We start from the raw sequence: 16,422 nt of genomic DNA, 5'->3' as shown, positions 1-16,422 counted from the left end.
ATTTTCACATGGTGCCTGACACCCTATTTATATTTCCTTACTTACATTCCAAACGACATGACCCAAATGGATCCAGCAACGGTTACGAAGGCAATGAAGAAGCCGTAGATGACGTTGATGATCTGGGATTTTCCGTCTTCACCTTCATTCATATGCATGAACATATAAAGTTGAAGAGAAGCCTGGATTACAGCTAAGGAACCTATAATCCAGAGTATTGTTTTAAAAGGAAGATTGGTTTTCAGTGCCACACCAAGTGCAGCAAAGGTTAGCACTAATGACATGATAAAACCTAACACGTGCGTAAGCGGAAACCCTTTTGTATTTTTAGCCATTTATGCCACCATCCTTGCTAAATACACAAATGTGAAAATAAAAATCCATACAAGATCTAAAAAGTGCCAATATAGACCGATAATAAATGTTTTACGGGCAGTAACAGGTGTTAACCCTCTTTTTAAAATTTGGATAATCACCATAATTGCCCAGCCAATCCCCATGCTTACGTGCAGTCCATGTGTCCCAAGTAATACAAAGAAGCTAGATAGAAAAGCACTAGTTTGCATCGTTGCACCTTCGTGGACATAATGGATGAATTCCGTAATCTCCATGAACACGAAGCCAGCACCAAGTAGAAGGGTAATAATAAACCATAATAATAGACCATTACGGTTATGGCGACGCATCTCATAGATCGCAAGACCGCAAGTAAAACTACTTGTTAATAGCAGTATGGTTTCAATCATCACATCTTTTATTTCAAAAAGGTCTTTTGGTGTAGGACCACCAGCATACCGTGCATTGAGTACAGAAAAGACGGCAAAGAGAGTTCCAAAGAGGACAATCTCAGCTCCTAAGAAAATCCAGAATCCTAGAATATTCATCCGGTTCTGTTCTGTTTGATATTCGAGTGGTAAAGCTGTATTTACATTAGCTGACATGGCTGTTCCCCCTTTTATCGACGTTACGCCACGCTTTTTCCGTTTCCTTTATTTCGTCAACAGTAACATGGAAGCCATCGTTATAATCGAACGAACGAATGATTAATCCAATAATTATTCCAACAGAGGCTACAAGAGCCGCAATTTTCCATTCAAAGACAAGGAAGAATCCTGCGATTCCAAAGATCACTCCCATATAGATTGGCAAGCCGGAATTACTTGGCATATGGATTTCTTTAATTTCGTCGTCTTTCAGGGTCAATCCTTCGTTATTCTTTTTCATATACCAAAAGGTATCAACAGATTTCACTTCTGGTAGTTTTGCAAAATTATAGAATGGAGGCGGTGAAGCAGTAGCCCATTCTAAGGTTCTTGCATTCCAAGGGTCATTTGAAATATTACGGTCCGCATAGCGTGCACTCCAATAAATGTTATAGCAAAGAGCACCAAAGCCGATAGCTAAAATCACTGCACCAATGGTAGATAACATGAATAATGGTGCATAGCCTGATTCAGCTGAATACGTGTATGAACGGCGGACAGCACCGTCTAAGCCTAGGAAGAACATCGGCATAAACGTTAAGTTAAATCCAATTGTAAAGAACCAGAAATGAATTTTACCGATTTTTTCATTTAGCATATGGCCGAACATTTTTGGCCACCAATAATATAACCCGGCAAACACCGCAAACACAACACCAGGAATTAACACATAGTGGAAGTGAGCGACAAGGAATAGGGTATTGTGGTATTGATAATCTGCAGCACCCATGGCGAGCATTACCCCTGTTACACCGCCGATGATAAAGCAAGGAATGAACGCAAGCGCCCACAGCATCGCCGTTGTAAACTCGATTCGACCTTTTCTCATCGTGAATAACCAGTTAAACATTTTGACACCCGTTGGAATGGCAATCATCATCGTCGTAATGGAGAAAACAGAGTTAACTCCTGGTCCGGCACCCATAGTAAAGAAGTGGTGAACCCAAACAAGCATACTTAATAACGCAATGCCAACAATGGAGAATACCATTGATTTATATCCAAACAGCATTTTTCTAGAAAAGGTTGAAATAACCTCAGAGAACATCCCAAATGCGGGAAGGACAACAATATATACTTCAGGGTGACCCCATAACCAGAATAAGTTTGCCCACATCATATCCATACCGCCACCACTTAAGGTGAAAAAGTGCGTTCCAAAGATCCGGTCAAAGGTCATCAATGCAAGTGCAACAGTGAAAATTGGAAATGAAGCTACAATAATAACCGATGCAATGAATGAAGTCCAAGTAAACATTGGCATTTTCATTAGTGTCATGCCTTTTGTTCTCATTTTTAAAATAGTGACAATAAAATTAATTCCCGTCATTAGGGTACCAATCCCGGCAATTTGCAGGGCAATAGCGTAATAGTTATTCCCGATTCCAGGAGTAAATTCTTTCCCTGCAAGAGGGAAGTAAGCAGTCCATCCGGCATCTGGTGAACCACCAATAACAAATGAAATATTAAACAACATCGCACCACTAAAGAACAACCAGAAGCTTAACGCGTTAAGTTGAGGGAATGCCACGTCACGGGCACCTATTTGCAACGGGATCACCACGTTCATTAAACCAATTAATAATGGCATCGCTGCAAACAAAATCATGATAACACCATGTGTTGTAAAAATTTCATTGTAATGCTGCGCATCTAAAAATTTCATCTCTGGACGAGAGGTTTGAGCCTTCATTAAAAGACCATCTACGCCTCCCCGGAAAAACATCAGCACACCAGAAAGGATGTACATAATCCCAATCCGTTTATGATCAACCGTTGTCAACCATTCTCTCCACAGCCATTTCCATTTCTTTAAATAGGTAACCCCTGCTACTATTCCTATCATTGTTAATAGAATAGCAATCTGAGAACCTAGTATTAATGGGTTGCCGACGATAAAAAAGTCATGCCAATTAATGCCCATTGTGCTCACCTCCATCTGATTTTTCGCCCATGTCCATACCTTCCATGTCCATAGAATGACCATTTGTTTCTTTCTCTTTAAAAATCTTTCCTTTTACGCCATGTACTTCGTACAATTCAGGATTTGTATAAGTTTTAGAATTCATATCAGCATGGTTTACCCAGGCTAGATGAGTTCCAAGGAATGTTTCACGACCCAAGTGTGTAGGCTTAAGAAGTTGATAGTATTTCTTTTCTGTTAACTTTGGTGCAGTATCTTTGACTTCCTTTACCCATTTTTCAAAGGCCTGCGGGGATTTCGCTTCAACTGTAAATTCCATATCAGCATATCCCTTGCCGTTAAAGTTTGTATTTCTACCTAGAAATTCTCCAGGTTTGTCTGCAGTGAGATACAACTCTGTTTCCATCTTGTTCATGGTATACTTTTGACCACCTAAAGCAGGAACCCAGAAGGATTGCATTGTACCAGCAGAGGTTAATTTAAACTGTACCGGAGTGCCAGCTGGAATATTCACATAGTTCACTGTCTCGATCCCTTGTTCCGGATAGCTAAAAATCCACTTCCAATCAGCTGATGTTACATTAATGGTAATAGGTTTTTTATTTTCATACCCGGCAGGTACTTTCTCTAATTTATAGATTGTTTTAACAGTAGGAATCGTTAAAGCAATGACAATCAGAATAGGAATGACAGTCCAAATAATCTCTAATTTTGTACTGCCGTGTTCTTCAGGCGGTTCGTAATCTGCATTTTCAGGTTTCGCACGATATTTCCATATGATATATCCAAATAAACCAAATACAACGACGACCACTAGCAGCATAAAAATAAGTGACCAGTTAATCAAATCAAGAATATCACGTGCTGCAGGTCCTTTTGGATCAAAGACGACCATATTCGAACAGCCGCTTAAAAGTAGAATCGGTAATAAAGCTAACAGTGGAATTATGTAGCTTTTTTTAGACATGAATATTTCTCCCTTCCATAATGTACACTTTTAAGATTATAATCGTGAAATCTTTCACAAACAAGAAAAACTATTTCCTTTCTATTTTTTACTGAAACAAACATGGTTATATTAATTATTATTTAATATTAATTAGTCTTTATGTTTTTTCCTAAGACTTATATTAACAACTTTGCCGTGATGTTAATATAGCTTTTTGAATTAAATTGTGACAAATTTGTTAAGGATTTAATATCCATTATAAGGGGGAATAAGGTAAGTTGATTTTATACTAAAATTTAATTTGTCTTTTGTTGTCACAAACCTTTTAATTGTCTATTTTAGCTGAAAAGTGGGATAATACGAAGGAATACATAGTTGGAGGAGAGCACAAAATGAAGGTAAAAGTTAATCGGAATGCAGCAAAAGCATTGAAGAAAATGATGGAACAAGAAGAGGCACTAGGGAAATTGTTTCGAGTATATGTGACAAGTATCCACGGGGATCACGCCCATTATGATTTAAAGCTTGATACACCAACAGAAAACGATGTAGTGGTTACAAGTGATAAAGAAATTGACTTTATTCTTGATAAAAATGATCCGACCTTAAATAATATCTGGATTCAATATTTCCAATTACCAAAAGAAGAATGGCTAATTACCAACCCAACAATGGGCGTACATCATCACCATTAATAAAACAAGAAAAAACGCTTGTGAGTTCACTGCGTTTTTTTTTTGAATATATTCTTTTCTTTCTATTGAAAATTATTCCAACACACTTTTTCGAGGATAGGATATATGAAGTAGTCCATTATAAATTTGTGTTTGCATTAAATGAGCATAAGTTGGTTCTGGAAGTTCAATGACGCGTTCAAAATCACCATAGATTCGCTCTCTTTTCATTCCCATTTCAAATGGTAGAACCGGCTTTATTTTGCCATTAATTTTTAAATGTGTATTTGTGATTAAGTTAATTGAAAGATCTTCTCGATTTACTCCAGGTATTTCAAAAATAATAAAGTAATAATTTTCATTTAGATATATATCAAATTTTGGATTACATACCGCTTCTCTAAAAAATTCATCAGGATGTTTTTGCTTAAGTACGCTAGACCAAAAATTGCTCTCTCTATACTCATTTGTAATCTCTAGCCATTTTCTCATTTTTTCTATATCCATCTTACTACTCCTTTAAAGTTGATTGGCGATAGGCATAGAAGGGTTAGCTATTTGATCTTGATCACTAACATCTGGATCTACATTGCCTGAGTTCATAAGGGAAGAAGCCGGTGAAAAATCACCCAAAGAAAAATTTGCACCGACAAATTTACTATTAGCAGTATGGCTGTTATGCACAGTTGGACCTATATCAACATTTCCGTTTTGCGTAGCTCCATTAATCTTAAAATTTAAAATATTTATTTGAAATGGCATATCATATAACCCCTATAATGTTAGATTGGTAGTACAGGTTGAATGGGCTTATTTACATTGGCAACATCAGTAGTTCCAATTGAAGTTTGATCATTGACGTCAGGATCATTTAATAGGTTTTCCATCATTGCTTCAGTCGGTGAAGTGTCTCCATATGAAGCATTAATTCCTTGTGATTTAGTATTGGAAGTGGGACTATTATGAGCTGCTTCCCCTATAGTTATGGAACCATTACCCGAAATACTATTGATTTTTAAATAATATAAATTGATTACAACCGATGGCATCTTTAAACACCTTTCTATCCTTTGGCTTATGGGTACTATATGCAAAAGAGTGCCTATCTGTTACTTTATGATACTCATGTATTATGAATGGATGTAAATTCGCAGGGTTCTTCTTTGTTTAACAAATATATTAGGTATACTTAATTGTTTGATTAGTTTTTAGTAATGGTGTTAATCTTATAATGGAAAAAGTTAGAAGGGAGCACGTTAATACATATGGATAATTTTAAAAATGATGTTGAAATCAAATTAGTAGCACTGGATATGGATGGCACACTTTTAAATAATAAAGGCCAGATATCGGAAGCAAATCGCCAGGCAATCAGAGCTGCAAAGGACAAAGGGATTTTTGTCGTTCTAAGTACTGGACGTTCTGTGATTACTAGTCGAGAGCATGCTGATTCATTGGAGCTGAATTCATACTTGGTAACGGTAAATGGAAGTGAAATTTGGGATGAGAAACGGGAGTTAGTGGAAAGGAATTTGGTCAAATCGGAGCTGGTTGAGTGGATGTGGGGGTTATCTCAACAGCATAACACAAAATTTTGGGCGATTAGTACCGAGCGTAATTGGCATAATGAAATGCCGGCTGACCTACATACACTGGAATGGATGAAATTTGGCTTTAACATCGATGATGACGCAACAAGAGCACTAATCTTTAATGAATTACAGGCTAAAGGTGAATTTGAATTAAGCAATTCAACACTGAAGAACATTGAAGTAAATCCAACTGGAATTAATAAAGCGAAAGGACTTGGGATTGTTTGCAGCCGGCTGGGTTTGGATATGAAGAATGTTATGGCCGTCGGCGACAGCCTCAATGATTTAGCGATGATCAAAGCAGCTGGTTTGGGTGTAGCGATGGGAAATGCACAGGAAAAGGTAAAGGAGTCCGCGGACTGGGTAACAGCAACCAACGAAGAAGATGGTGTGGCGCAAGCAATCCATAAATGGGTGCTTTCAAAATAAAATTTGGACGAAAAAATTTATTTAAGAATTAGTATGGTATATGCAAACAGGAAATGGGTAAAAATAATTAGGCAAGTCAATTGAATTTGCAATTTACATGTAATTGTTACATGCTAGGAGGCTACAAAAATGGAACAAGGTAAAGTAAAATGGTTTAACGGTGAAAAAGGTTTTGGATTCATTGAGCGTGAAGGTGGAGAAGATGTATTTGTTCACTTCTCGGCTATTCAAGGCGAAGGATACAAAACATTAGATGAAGGTCAAGAGGTTACGTTTGAAATTGAAAGTGGTCAACGTGGACCACAAGCAGTAAACGTCCGTAAAGCATAATGACCCGCCGATAAAACAGGCCCAAGCATTTGGGTCTGTTTTTTATTGAAAGACTATGTTAAAGCTCATTGTTGATTTTGGCACATGTTGATTGGAGCGGAAGGCGCGAAGACTCCTGCGGGAGGACGGGGCAGGGGAGACCCCGCAGGCGCTTAAGCGCCGAGTTATCATGAACGAAACTAGCTCCTTACTCGTAAATTCGTAGGTTAATTTGGTAAGAATGTTTAATGTTGAAAAACAAAAAACCAAATTAGAGCTACATTACGAAAGGAGCTAGTCATTATGCAGGATGCCATAAAATTTGTAGGTTTAGACGTATCAAAGGAAAAAATTGCTGTAGCTATTGCTGAAGAGGGCCGCGGAGAGCCTAGATACTTTGGAATGATTCCTCATACACCTGAAGCAATTAGGAAATTAATAAAAAAACTTGGAGAACCTAACACTCTTCGAGTGTGTTATGAAGCAGGTCCAACTGGGTACCCACTATTTAGACTATTACTTACTTTGGGAGTTCATTGCGATGTGATAGCTCCATCCTTAATACCTAAAAGACCATGTGAGCGTATCAAGACAGATCGTAGGGATTCTATCCGACTTGCTCAGTTATATCGAGCAGGTGAATTAACACCTATTTATGTTCCTGATACGGAAGATGAAGCTCTCCGTGATTTAGTAAGAGCACGTGAAGACGCAAAAGAAGATGAACTAAGAGCTAAGCATCGTTTATCTAAATTTTTATTACGTAATAATCTTCACCCACCAGCTGGAGTTAATAAATGGACTAAAAAGTATCGTGAATGGCTAAATGTATTAAAATTTGAAAACTCATCTTTACGAGTGGTTTTTCAGGAATATTATCATCAATTAAAAGAGTTAGAACAACGAATTCTAAGACTCGAAGAGGAAATAAAATTACAAGCAGCCGAAGGTGTTCATGCTCCAATGATTCAAGCCTTACAAGCATTAAGAGGTGTTGCGCTTATAACTGCGACTAGTCTTGTCGCAGAAATTGGTTCTTTTAAACGTTTTCCAACCCCGAAACAATTTATGGCTTATGTTGGTTTAGTACCGAGCGAATCCTCTAGTGGTGAGAAAAGGAGACAAGGAGAAATTACTAAAACTGGAAATCGCCATGTTCGCCGTCTATTAATTGAGTCTGCTTGGAGTTATCGATATCAACCTTCAGTTAAAGGTGAATTAAAGAGACGGCAAGACGGCTTATCTCCAATAGTTCAAGGTATATCCTGGAAAGCTCAAAATAGGCTTCATAAAAGATATTTTCAACTACTATCCAGAGGAAAAACAGGTGGTAAAGCAATCACTGCAGTAGCAAGAGAGTTGGCAGGTTTTATTTGGGCTATTACGCAAGAGATAAATGATACTTCCAAAATTTGATTGTAAATATTGAAAATAAAATGCTTTTATATTGATTTAAAAATAGAAGATGAGAATAGGGCTCGAAGGCAAAGAGTAATACCGGAAAGGAAAATCCACGTGCCTCCTCTGTGCTATACCTTATAAGGGTTAACGCACGCGCCGAGTTAGTGGAAAAGTCCTTTAAACGGAAAGATAAAATGTGAAAACCCACGAATATCAGAATGCTAACCGCAGTAGAGATTTTTGCTTTCGTGCCGTGTTCTTAACATCTATTCAAATAAATAAGGAGCGGACATGTGATCATTTCTTCTTTAGCTTAAAATAGTGTCTCATCTCTTAGAATGGCAGTCAAGGAGAGCACTTGACAGCCATTCTAAGAGATGAGAATAGGTTGGTAAGCTAAAGAAGGAGATAATCTAGCCAGAAGGCTAATAAGACAACAATGAAAAGAAGCCAAAATTAGCTTCTCTTCTTAAAATTGCCCAAAAATAATACAAATACTAATTTAGAGTGGGGGCCTTGACAGTTTCGTTCATATCAGGAGGCTCCCCGCTACGCCCGCGGAAAGCGAAGCGCCTGGAGCGCAAATCAACAAACAAATTAACAAAGACATAAAAAAGACTGCCGGCAAACCCAAGTTTTTCGGATTTGTCGACAGTCTGCCTCTACATAAATGTAGAGGATTGGTTTAACGATTGATTTCCTTGACTCTGCCAACTTGACCATCCGTCAACCGCACTTTAATGCCATGAGGGTGAAAACTTGACTTTGTCAATATATCCTTAACAGTTCCCTCAGTGAGTTTCCCGCTTCTTTGATCTGCTTTTAGGACTATTTTGACTAAAGTCCCTGGGACAATGTCTACTCTATTTTGACCACTAGACACCCATTTTTCTCCGTGAATTACTTACTTTTTTAGTCTGCTGGCTTTGCAGCTTTTTAGTTGCCTGTGAGCTATTCGAGCTTGAATTCCCAAGGGCTGACTTGTTTTTCTTATTTTCCAGCTGTTGTTTCATCGCTTCTTGCAGACTTATTTTCTTCTTCGGTTCTTCCTGTGGATTGGTTTGGTTTGAATCACTCATAAAAAATCCTCCTAATAAAGTGTTAACCACATTATAAGCTATTTTCGTCCAAATAAAAATTTTTTGGACGTTATTTCTCATTTTTGGAATAACGTCCTTTATTTTTAATACCTATGTTATAGTGGGTACATGTTATCCTGTTGATAATCAATATTAATTTATATTAATTATAATTTAGTATTGATTTTAATAAAATTTATATTATAATTTGTTTAAGCTTTAAAAAATAGTTTACGAGGTGATCAAATGGGTAATGGTAACAAACACTTAACAACAGGATATGGAGCACCAGTCGGTGATAATCAAAATTCGATGACGGCTGGATCACGTGGACCAACATTGATTCAAGATGTACATTTACTAGAGAAATTGGCACACTTTAACCGTGAGAGAGTTCCTGAGCGTGTTGTCCACGCCAAAGGTGCCGGAGCACATGGCTATTTCGAAGTGACCAATGATATGTCAAAATATACAAAAGCAAAATTGTTTAATAGCGTTGGAAAACGCACACCTATGTTTATTCGCTTCTCAACTGTAGCAGGTGAACTTGGTTCAGCTGATACAGTTCGTGATCCGCGTGGGTTTGCTGTTAAGTTTTATACGGAAGAAGGAAACTATGATTTAGTAGGGAACAACACGCCAGTCTTCTTCATTCGTGATGCGATTAAATTTCCTGATTTCATTCATACTCAAAAAAGAGATCCTAAAACCCATTTGAAAAATCCAACTGCAGTTTGGGACTTCTGGTCACTGTCACCTGAATCCTTACACCAAGTTACCTATTTAATGGGTGACCGAGGACTTCCGGCAACACTTAGACACATGAATGGCTATGGCAGCCATACCTTTAAATGGGTTAATGCGGATGGAGCGGCAGTTTGGGTCAAATATCACTTTAAATCCGAACAAGGTGTTAAGAATATGGCACCAGAGCTTGCTGGTAAGTTAGCTGGAGATAATCCTGATTACCATACGGAAGACTTATTTCAAGCAATTGACAAGGGTGACTTCCCAGCATGGAGACTCCATGTTCAAATCATGCCTTTTGAAGATGCTGAATCGTATCGCTTCGATCCGTTTGATGTCACAAAGATATGGTCACATAAGGACTACCCATTAATCGAGGTTGGACGTATGGTGCTCAACCGTAATCCGGAAAACTATTTTGCAGAAGTCGAGCAGGCCACATTCTCTCCTGGAACAATGGTCCCTGGTGTTGAGGCTTCGCCGGATAAAATGCTTCAAGGCCGACTATTTGCTTATTCGGATGCCCACCGCTATCGTGTAGGACCGAATCATAATTTGCTCCCAATTAATCGTCCAAAGGTAGAAGTAAATAACTATCAACGTGATGGGGCGATGCGTTCCGATCATAATGGTGGTGGTTCGGTTTACTATGAGCCAAACAGTTTTGGAGGACCAAAGGAAGAACCTGAACATAAACAAACTGCCTTCCAGGTTAATGGACTTGCTGAACAAGTAGCCTATGATCAAAATGACCACTACACACAAGCCGGTGATTTATATCGCTTAATGTCAGCAGAAGAGCGGGCCCGCTTAATTGAAACAGTGGTAGGCGCAATGAAGCCAGTTGAGAGGGATGACATAAAGCTTCGTCAAATTCAACATTTCTACAAAGCAGACCCAGAATATGGTGAGAAAGTAGCCAAAGGGTTAAATCTAGCTATTCCTCAAGAGGTAAAGTGACTATTAAACTAGTAAAAGGCCGTTTATTAAGATGGACGGTCTTTTTTCATGGTAACAGGAGCTGAGATCTCGTCAGTTTTTTAAATGATTAGTCGAACTATTTTTGCAGGAATTTAAGGGCTAAGATTAGAATTATATTAATATGATGATTCAAAAGGGGGATTAGTATGAGTATCCAGGTAATAGAAAAAGAAGAAATGAAAGTTGTTGGGATTTCATGGAATGGAACTTACTCACAAATCAATACACTTCCACGTCTTTTTCAAGAAATGGTTAATCGACTAGAAGAAGTATCCTATCAAACGAAAGAACCTGTCTTGATTGCACCTTTTCATAGCAGAGAAACAGAATTCACCTATTATGTAACAACGCCCGTCGAAAAAATTGACGAAATTCCTGATGGTATGGTTGGATTTACGATTCCGAGTAAAAATTATGTTTTTGCTACCCATAAAGGAAAGCAAGAGGAAGTCGAAAATACATATCAACAAATATATGCTTGGATGAAAGAATATGGCTATGAACAGGATCATAACGCATTAAGTATTGAAGTATATAAAGAAGAGCATAAACATCTGTATGCTTCTGGGGAGCTTCACTTTGATATTTATTTACCAGTAAAGACTTATAAAGAGTAAACTAATTCTTTCAATGGAAGCAAGCTAAGGGGAGAAGAAATCACCTTAGCTTATGGATTTTATGTGAAATAATGATCAAATGATTTTAGTATGAAAATACTTTTTAGTGCGTTTCCCTTTACTGATCCAATAGAGTATACTATCATTAAAATAAGAATTGTATATTTCCTTCGGGGTCAGGTGAAATTCCTAACCGGCGGTGATGAAGCGTTGCTTCTTAGTCCGTGACCCGGTTAACATATTATTGTTAAACGGTGGATCTGGTGAAACTCCAGAGCCGACAGTTAAAGTCTGGATGGGAGAAGGAAAAGACAGGATTAATTGTAGGGTGAAGTGTACCTATTTTTAACCCTTTATTTTCTATTGTCTTTTACAGGACCCTGAGGACTTATTGTCTTCAGGGTCTTTTTCATTTTAGGGTAAGAATTTAAGTGGAACCATAGTAAGGAGAAGGAAATTATGTTTACTGGAATTATTGAAGAAATTGGGGTAGTCGCGAACATCCAGCGGACTGGCGAGTCGTTTGTTTTAGCCATTGAGGCAAAAAAAATACTTAATGATGTTCACCTTGGCGACAGTATTGCGGTCAACGGGGTATGTCTAACGGTGACATCCTTTACGGGTAAGCTGTTTACGGTAGATGTTATGCCCGAAACGGTCAAAGCTTCAAGTTTAAATATGGTCAAGCGAGGTTCCAGAGTAAATCTTGAGCGGGCGATGGCAGCAGGTGGAAGGTTTGGCGGCCATTTTGTCTCAGGACATATCGATGGAACAGGCATAATTAAAAGTAAACAGTCCTTCGAAAATGCTGTCTACTATGAGATTGAAGCAGAGCAGGACATATTAAAATATGTAATCTTAAGAGGGTCTATAACGGTAGATGGGACAAGTTTGACTGTTTTTGCGGTAACTGAAAATAGTTTTACACTATCGATCATCCCCCATACATTGTCGGAAACGATTTTGGGACTAAAGGGGTCAGGGGATATCGTTAATCTAGAATGCGATATGATTGGTAAATACGTTGGTCATTTTATGAAAAACCTTTCAGGTGATACTGCGCAAAATCATAAGACAGGGATAACGGCACAATTTTTAGCAGACAATGGTTTTAATTAAATTATAGTTTGGAAAAGTCCAATCTTAAAGGGTTTGTCATTTTGAAAGGAGAGATGTTGCGTGTTTAATACGATTAACGAAGCTCTTGCTGATTTAAAAGAAGGAAAGGTTGTTATTGTCTGCGATGATGAAAACAGGGAAAATGAAGGGGACTTTATTTCTCTTGCTGAAAAAGCAACCCCGGAGGTCATAAATCTTATGGCCACTCACGGAAGAGGTCTAATCTGTGTTCCTATTGACGAGGCATTAGCTCAAAAGCTCGACTTACATCCAATGGTTTCCAAGAACACGGATCCACATCGAACAGCTTTTACCGTAAGCATTGACCATAAATTTTCTACAACTGGAATTTCTGCATTTGAACGATCAGCAACGGTGTTGAGTATGGTTGACCCGGAATCAAAAGCATCCGATTTTTTAAGACCAGGGCATATGTTTCCGTTGATTGCTAAAAAAGACGGAGTCTTGAGCAGAACGGGGCATACAGAAGCAGCTGTAGACCTTGCAATTTTATGCGGTGCCAAGCCTGCTGGTGTCATTTGTGAAATCATGAATGACGATGGCACGATGGCACGTGTCCCACAGCTGCGCAAAATTGCTGATAAGCTAAACATTAAAATGATTACGATTAAAGATTTAGTAGAATACCGAAGCAACAAGGAAAATTTAGTTAAGCGGGAAGTTTAAAACAAATTTAGGAGGCATACTCATGGGTAATATTTTTGAAGGAAATTTAGTTGGCTCAGGATTAAAAGTTGGAATCGTGGTTGGACGTTTTAATGAATTCATTACAAGTAAACTATTAGGCGGTGCACAGGATGCACTTAAAAGACATGGCGTCAGTGAGACAGACGTAGATATTGCCTGGGTACCAGGTGCATTTGAAATTTCATTAATCGCCCAAAAAATGGCTAATAGCAAAAAATATGATGCTGTTATCACGCTTGGTACGGTCATTCGCGGCTCTACTCCACATTTTGACTTTGTTTGTAATGAAGTGGCAAAAGGTGTTTCCGCAATCAATTTAAGTAGTGGCATTCCTGTTATTTTTGGAGTACTAACCACAGATTCTATTGAACAAGCTATTGAGCGTGCTGGGACAAAGGCTGGTAATAAGGGATGGGATGCCGCTTCGGCTGCAATTGAAATGGCCAATTTGTGCAGAACGATTGAACTTTAAAATTATTGCAAAAATACATGTACAATTCATTTCATCTTTTCTATAATGAATTTAACAAAAAATATTTTTTATAATTAGGTGCTAAAATCTTATTGTAAGATTTTCGGCTTAAAAGAGAAGTTTGGTATAAGCCAACGCGGTCCCGCCACTGTAAATGAGAGCAACCTATATGGTGCCACTGTCGACTAAGATGGGAAGGCATAGGAAGCGATGATCATGAGCCAGGAAACCTGCCTAATTCTTGTGCGCCAATAAACCTACGAGGATGGGACGGTGTTGAAGGCTAGACTCCCTTTACTTATTGCTAGTAACCTGAATCTAATCATACCAACATCTCCATTACATAGTGGAGATGTTTTTTGTTTTTATCCAAGCCATTTTGTTTTTGCACAAGAAGATTTATTTTTTGTTACATAATTTTTATTAACTGAAAGTAGGGAGAAAAATGAAGAAGTTGTATTCATTGCTGTTAGTAGTATTATTGACAGTAGGAGTTTTAGCAGGTTGTGCTGAAAAGAAAGATCAAGTTAACGAAGAGAATAAGTCAAGCGTAGAGAAGAAAACAGCGGAAATTACCTATCCAGTTACACTTACTGATGCTACCAAAACTAAAGTTATCATCGAAAAGAAACCTGAAAAAATTGTTTCACTAATTCCAAGTAATACAGAAATTGCGTTTGCCTTAGGTCTTGACAAAGAAGTGGTGGGCGTGTCTGATTTCGATAATTATCCGGAAGCAGCGACGAAAAAAGAAAAAATCGGCGGGCAGGAAATAAACTTAGAAAAAATCATTTCCTTAAAACCAGATTTAGTACTAGCACATGCATCGTCCGCACATAATTCTAAAGCAGGGCTTCAGCAGCTTAAAGATGCTGGAATTACCGTTTTAGTTGTTAATGATGCGCAAAATTTTGACCAAGTTTATGATTCGATTGATATGATTGGGAAAGCTACCGGTGAAACAGCGAAAGCCAATGAGATGATTACAGGAATGAAGAATAAATTGGCCGATATTAAAGCAAAGGCTGGAGAAATAAAAGAAAAGAAAAAGGTATTAGTTGAAGTTTCGCCCGCTCCAGAAATTTATACACCTGGTAAGAATACCTTTATGGATCAAATGCTTAGTATAATCAATGCAGAAAACATCGCAAATGATCAAGAAGGCTGGATTAAAATTGATCAAGAGGCGATGATTAAACGCAATCCTGATGTAATTCTGACTACCTATGGATACTACGTCAAAAATCCAGCGGAACAAGTTTTAACTAGAAAGGGCTGGGAAACAGTCAACGCTGTAAAAAATAAGCATGTAGTCGATGTCGATTCTGGTCGCGTGACTCGCTCAGGCCCTCGGATCGTTGAAGGAGTAGAAGATCTTGCGAAGGCTGTCTATCCTGAAATTTTTAAATAAAAAGTATTTTTCCTATATGATAGCTGGAATTTTCCTATTCCTATCTATTTTATTAGGTATTTCAATTGGAACAGTTTCGGTTCCAATCTTAACCATTATTAAGATTATCAGTGCGAAAGTATTTGGGGTTATTTCATTGGGGACAATTGACCCTATGTATTCGAGTATTGTCCTAAACATTCGCTTACCTAGAGTGATTTTATCAGGTCTTGTCGGGGCTTCTCTTGCAATTGCAGGGGCAGCCTTTCAAGGACTGTTAAGAAACCCGTTAGCAGATCCTTATACATTGGGTGTATCCTCCGGGGCATCTGTTGGAGCGGTGTTGACACTGTTTTTCCACCTATCAATTCCTTTTATTGGTTCCTTCACATTACCATTGCTAAGTATTCTATTTTCCATTTTAACCATCTTTTTAGTCCTTACTTTCGCCAGTAAAATAGAGCGCTCGATGAGAGTGGAAACGATTATATTAACGGGGATAATTTTTAGTTCCTTTTTAGGAGCAATTATTTCTTTGATGATTGCACTGACTGGGGATGAGCTGCGGCAAATTATCGGCTGGCTATTAGGAAGTGTATCGATGAGAGGATGGGTGTACATAAAGATCATTTTGCCATTTTTTATCATTGGCTCAGGCCTGCTGATTTTTAATGCAAAGGAACTAAACGCCATGTCGTTTGGGGAAGAGCGGGCACAGCATTTAGGGGTCAATGTTCAAAAAAGAAAGCTAATTATTTTAACAGCTGGCTCTATTTTAACAGGAGCTGCGGTTGCGGTGTCAGGCACCATTGGTTTTGTCGGGCTAGTGATTCCTCATTTATCAAGATTATTATGGGGTCCCGATCACCGGCATCTCCTTCCGTTATCGATCATAACAGGAAGCGGTTTTTTAATTTTAGCTGACCTAATTTCAAGAACAATCATATCTCCTACAGAATTACCCATTGGTGTAATCACAGCTTTAATTGGTGCACCGGTATTTGCAATAATCCTGCTCCAAAGAAAAAGGACGGAAAGAAGTGGTTAA

General features: G+C 38.2%; 19 protein-coding genes, 1 pseudogene and 2 riboswitches. Of the genes and pseudogenes, 11 read left to right on the top strand and 9 right to left on the bottom strand.

What is annotated here, in order from left to right; all coding sequences use genetic code 11:
* Positions 1 to 41: 41 nt before the first annotated feature.
* The 4 genes from qoxD to qoxA are packed head-to-tail and all read right to left on the bottom strand — an operon-like array spanning position 42 to position 3,874.
* Positions 42 to 335 (bottom strand): cytochrome aa3 quinol oxidase subunit IV, encoded by a 294-nt coding sequence (qoxD, locus tag QF028_RS15765; protein ID WP_335439850.1) that lies wholly within the window; start codon positions 333 to 335, stop codon positions 42 to 44.
* Positions 336 to 941, bottom strand: coding sequence for a cytochrome aa3 quinol oxidase subunit III (gene qoxC, locus QF028_RS15760; RefSeq protein WP_429466789.1), 606 nt, complete (start codon positions 939 to 941; stop codon positions 336 to 338).
* Positions 931 to 2,907 carry a cytochrome aa3 quinol oxidase subunit I gene (gene qoxB, locus QF028_RS15755; protein ID WP_429466787.1) on the bottom strand — a complete coding sequence of 659 codons (1,977 nt, stop codon included), beginning with the start codon at positions 2,905 to 2,907 and terminating at the stop codon, positions 931 to 933. The genes qoxC and qoxB overlap by 11 nt, the downstream gene beginning before the upstream one ends.
* Positions 2,897 to 3,874, bottom strand: a complete 978-nt coding sequence (qoxA, locus tag QF028_RS15750; protein WP_429466785.1) for a cytochrome aa3 quinol oxidase subunit II — start codon at positions 3,872 to 3,874, stop codon at positions 2,897 to 2,899. Before qoxA ends, qoxB begins: the two co-directional genes overlap by 11 nt.
* A gap of 374 nt (positions 3,875 to 4,248) precedes the next feature.
* On the opposite strand from qoxA, the gene QF028_RS15745 reads away from it, so the two are divergent.
* Positions 4,249 to 4,551 carry an iron-sulfur cluster assembly accessory protein gene (locus QF028_RS15745; RefSeq protein ID WP_429466783.1) on the top strand — a complete coding sequence of 101 codons (303 nt, stop codon included), beginning with the start codon at positions 4,249 to 4,251 and terminating at the stop codon, positions 4,549 to 4,551.
* 72 nt (positions 4,552 to 4,623) lie between these two features.
* On the opposite strand, the gene QF028_RS15740 is transcribed toward QF028_RS15745, so the two are convergent.
* The 3 genes from QF028_RS15740 to QF028_RS15730 are packed head-to-tail and all read right to left on the bottom strand — an operon-like array spanning position 4,624 to position 5,579.
* Positions 4,624 to 5,037 (bottom strand): Hsp20/alpha crystallin family protein, encoded by a 414-nt coding sequence (locus tag QF028_RS15740; RefSeq protein ID WP_215001773.1) that lies wholly within the window; start codon positions 5,035 to 5,037, stop codon positions 4,624 to 4,626.
* Between the two features lie 12 nt (positions 5,038 to 5,049).
* Positions 5,050 to 5,292 (bottom strand): spore germination protein, encoded by a 243-nt coding sequence (locus tag QF028_RS15735; RefSeq protein WP_215001775.1) that lies wholly within the window; start codon positions 5,290 to 5,292, stop codon positions 5,050 to 5,052.
* Between the two features lie 20 nt (positions 5,293 to 5,312).
* Positions 5,313 to 5,579 carry a spore germination protein gene (locus QF028_RS15730; RefSeq protein WP_215001777.1) on the bottom strand — a complete coding sequence of 89 codons (267 nt, stop codon included), beginning with the start codon at positions 5,577 to 5,579 and terminating at the stop codon, positions 5,313 to 5,315.
* Positions 5,580 to 5,795: 216 nt separating this feature from the next.
* Here QF028_RS15730 and QF028_RS15725 point away from each other — a divergent pair, with 216 nt between their 5' ends.
* The 3 genes from QF028_RS15725 to QF028_RS15715 all read left to right on the top strand — a co-directional run bounded on the left by QF028_RS15725 (position 5,796) and on the right by QF028_RS15715 (position 8,276).
* Positions 5,796 to 6,551: a Cof-type HAD-IIB family hydrolase gene (locus tag QF028_RS15725; protein WP_429466779.1), complete on the top strand. Its 756-nt coding sequence runs from the start codon at positions 5,796 to 5,798 to the stop codon at positions 6,549 to 6,551.
* Positions 6,552 to 6,680: 129 nt separating this feature from the next.
* Entirely contained in the window at positions 6,681 to 6,881 is a 201-nt protein-coding gene (locus QF028_RS15720) for a cold-shock protein (protein WP_215001781.1), read from the top strand.
* A gap of 282 nt (positions 6,882 to 7,163) precedes the next feature.
* A complete protein-coding gene (locus QF028_RS15715) occupies positions 7,164 to 8,276 on the top strand; it encodes an IS110 family transposase (protein WP_429466777.1) in 1,113 nt (370 codons plus the stop codon).
* Positions 8,277 to 8,946: 670 nt separating this feature from the next.
* Here QF028_RS15715 and QF028_RS15710 read toward each other — a convergent pair.
* On the bottom strand, positions 8,947 to 9,144 hold the full coding sequence (locus QF028_RS15710; protein WP_088086847.1) for a YwbE family protein: 198 nt from the start codon (positions 9,142 to 9,144) through the stop codon (positions 8,947 to 8,949).
* Entirely contained in the window at positions 9,137 to 9,340 is a 204-nt protein-coding gene (locus QF028_RS15705; RefSeq protein WP_429466775.1) for a hypothetical protein, read from the bottom strand. The genes QF028_RS15710 and QF028_RS15705 overlap by 8 nt, the downstream gene beginning before the upstream one ends.
* Positions 9,341 to 9,586: 246 nt before the next feature.
* On the opposite strand from QF028_RS15705, the gene katA reads away from it, so the two are divergent.
* From katA to QF028_RS15670, 7 genes and pseudogenes are all read left to right on the top strand, one after another.
* Entirely contained in the window at positions 9,587 to 11,047 is a 1,461-nt protein-coding gene (gene katA, locus QF028_RS15700; protein ID WP_429466773.1) for a catalase KatA, read from the top strand.
* 167 nt (positions 11,048 to 11,214) lie between these two features.
* Positions 11,215 to 11,685 (top strand): GyrI-like domain-containing protein, encoded by a 471-nt coding sequence (locus QF028_RS15695; protein WP_215001789.1) that lies wholly within the window; start codon positions 11,215 to 11,217, stop codon positions 11,683 to 11,685.
* A 162-nt stretch (positions 11,686 to 11,847) separates the two neighbouring features.
* A riboswitch (FMN riboswitch) is annotated at positions 11,848 to 11,996 on the top strand.
* 148 nt (positions 11,997 to 12,144) lie between these two features.
* A complete protein-coding gene (ribE, locus tag QF028_RS15690; protein ID WP_429466771.1) occupies positions 12,145 to 12,804 on the top strand; it encodes a riboflavin synthase in 660 nt (219 codons plus the stop codon).
* A gap of 60 nt (positions 12,805 to 12,864) precedes the next feature.
* Positions 12,865 to 13,488 (top strand): annotated as a pseudogene (ribB, locus tag QF028_RS15685) (3,4-dihydroxy-2-butanone-4-phosphate synthase); the annotation flags it as partial.
* A 25-nt stretch (positions 13,489 to 13,513) separates the two neighbouring features.
* Positions 13,514 to 13,984 (top strand): 6,7-dimethyl-8-ribityllumazine synthase, encoded by a 471-nt coding sequence (gene ribH / locus QF028_RS15680; RefSeq protein WP_214716906.1) that lies wholly within the window; start codon positions 13,514 to 13,516, stop codon positions 13,982 to 13,984.
* Positions 13,985 to 14,043: 59 nt separating this feature from the next.
* Positions 14,044 to 14,236, top strand: a riboswitch (cobalamin riboswitch).
* Positions 14,237 to 14,429: 193 nt separating this feature from the next.
* Positions 14,430 to 15,395: an ABC transporter substrate-binding protein gene (locus tag QF028_RS15675; protein WP_429466769.1), complete on the top strand. Its 966-nt coding sequence runs from the start codon at positions 14,430 to 14,432 to the stop codon at positions 15,393 to 15,395.
* Positions 15,361 to 16,422 (top strand): FecCD family ABC transporter permease, encoded by a 1,062-nt coding sequence (locus QF028_RS15670; protein ID WP_429466767.1) that lies wholly within the window; start codon positions 15,361 to 15,363, stop codon positions 16,420 to 16,422. The genes QF028_RS15675 and QF028_RS15670 overlap by 35 nt, the downstream gene beginning before the upstream one ends.

Source organism: Neobacillus sp. B4I6 (assembly GCF_050434045.1).
Classification (GTDB): domain Bacteria; phylum Bacillota; class Bacilli; order Bacillales; family Cytobacillaceae; genus Neobacillus.
This window is presented reverse-complemented; position numbering and strand designations above follow the sequence as displayed.

Excerpts from the sequence above, each read along its gene's own strand:
- QF028_RS15740 (WP_215001773.1), bottom strand. The coding sequence starts at position 5,037 with ATGGATATAGAAAAAATGAGAAAATGGCTAGAGATTACAAATGAGTAT.
- katA (WP_429466773.1), top strand. The coding sequence starts at position 9,587 with ATGGGTAATGGTAACAAACACTTAACAACAGGATATGGAGCACCAGTC.
- ribE (WP_429466771.1), top strand. The coding sequence starts at position 12,145 with ATGTTTACTGGAATTATTGAAGAAATTGGGGTAGTCGCGAACATCCAG.
- QF028_RS15735 (WP_215001775.1), bottom strand. The coding sequence starts at position 5,292 with ATGCCATTTCAAATAAATATTTTAAATTTTAAGATTAATGGAGCTACG.
- QF028_RS15720 (WP_215001781.1), top strand. The coding sequence starts at position 6,681 with ATGGAACAAGGTAAAGTAAAATGGTTTAACGGTGAAAAAGGTTTTGGA.
- QF028_RS15705 (WP_429466775.1), bottom strand. The coding sequence starts at position 9,340 with ATGAGTGATTCAAACCAAACCAATCCACAGGAAGAACCGAAGAAGAAA.
- QF028_RS15725 (WP_429466779.1), top strand. The coding sequence starts at position 5,796 with ATGGATAATTTTAAAAATGATGTTGAAATCAAATTAGTAGCACTGGAT.
- QF028_RS15675 (WP_429466769.1), top strand. The coding sequence starts at position 14,430 with ATGAAGAAGTTGTATTCATTGCTGTTAGTAGTATTATTGACAGTAGGA.
- qoxC (WP_429466789.1), bottom strand. The coding sequence starts at position 941 with ATGTCAGCTAATGTAAATACAGCTTTACCACTCGAATATCAAACAGAA.
- QF028_RS15695 (WP_215001789.1), top strand. The coding sequence starts at position 11,215 with ATGAGTATCCAGGTAATAGAAAAAGAAGAAATGAAAGTTGTTGGGATT.
- QF028_RS15730 (WP_215001777.1), bottom strand. The coding sequence starts at position 5,579 with ATGCCATCGGTTGTAATCAATTTATATTATTTAAAAATCAATAGTATT.
- ribH (WP_214716906.1), top strand. The coding sequence starts at position 13,514 with ATGGGTAATATTTTTGAAGGAAATTTAGTTGGCTCAGGATTAAAAGTT.
- QF028_RS15715 (WP_429466777.1), top strand. The coding sequence starts at position 7,164 with ATGCAGGATGCCATAAAATTTGTAGGTTTAGACGTATCAAAGGAAAAA.
- QF028_RS15745 (WP_429466783.1), top strand. The coding sequence starts at position 4,249 with ATGAAGGTAAAAGTTAATCGGAATGCAGCAAAAGCATTGAAGAAAATG.
- qoxD (WP_335439850.1), bottom strand. The coding sequence starts at position 335 with ATGGCTAAAAATACAAAAGGGTTTCCGCTTACGCACGTGTTAGGTTTT.
- qoxB (WP_429466787.1), bottom strand. The coding sequence starts at position 2,907 with ATGGGCATTAATTGGCATGACTTTTTTATCGTCGGCAACCCATTAATA.
- qoxA (WP_429466785.1), bottom strand. The coding sequence starts at position 3,874 with ATGTCTAAAAAAAGCTACATAATTCCACTGTTAGCTTTATTACCGATT.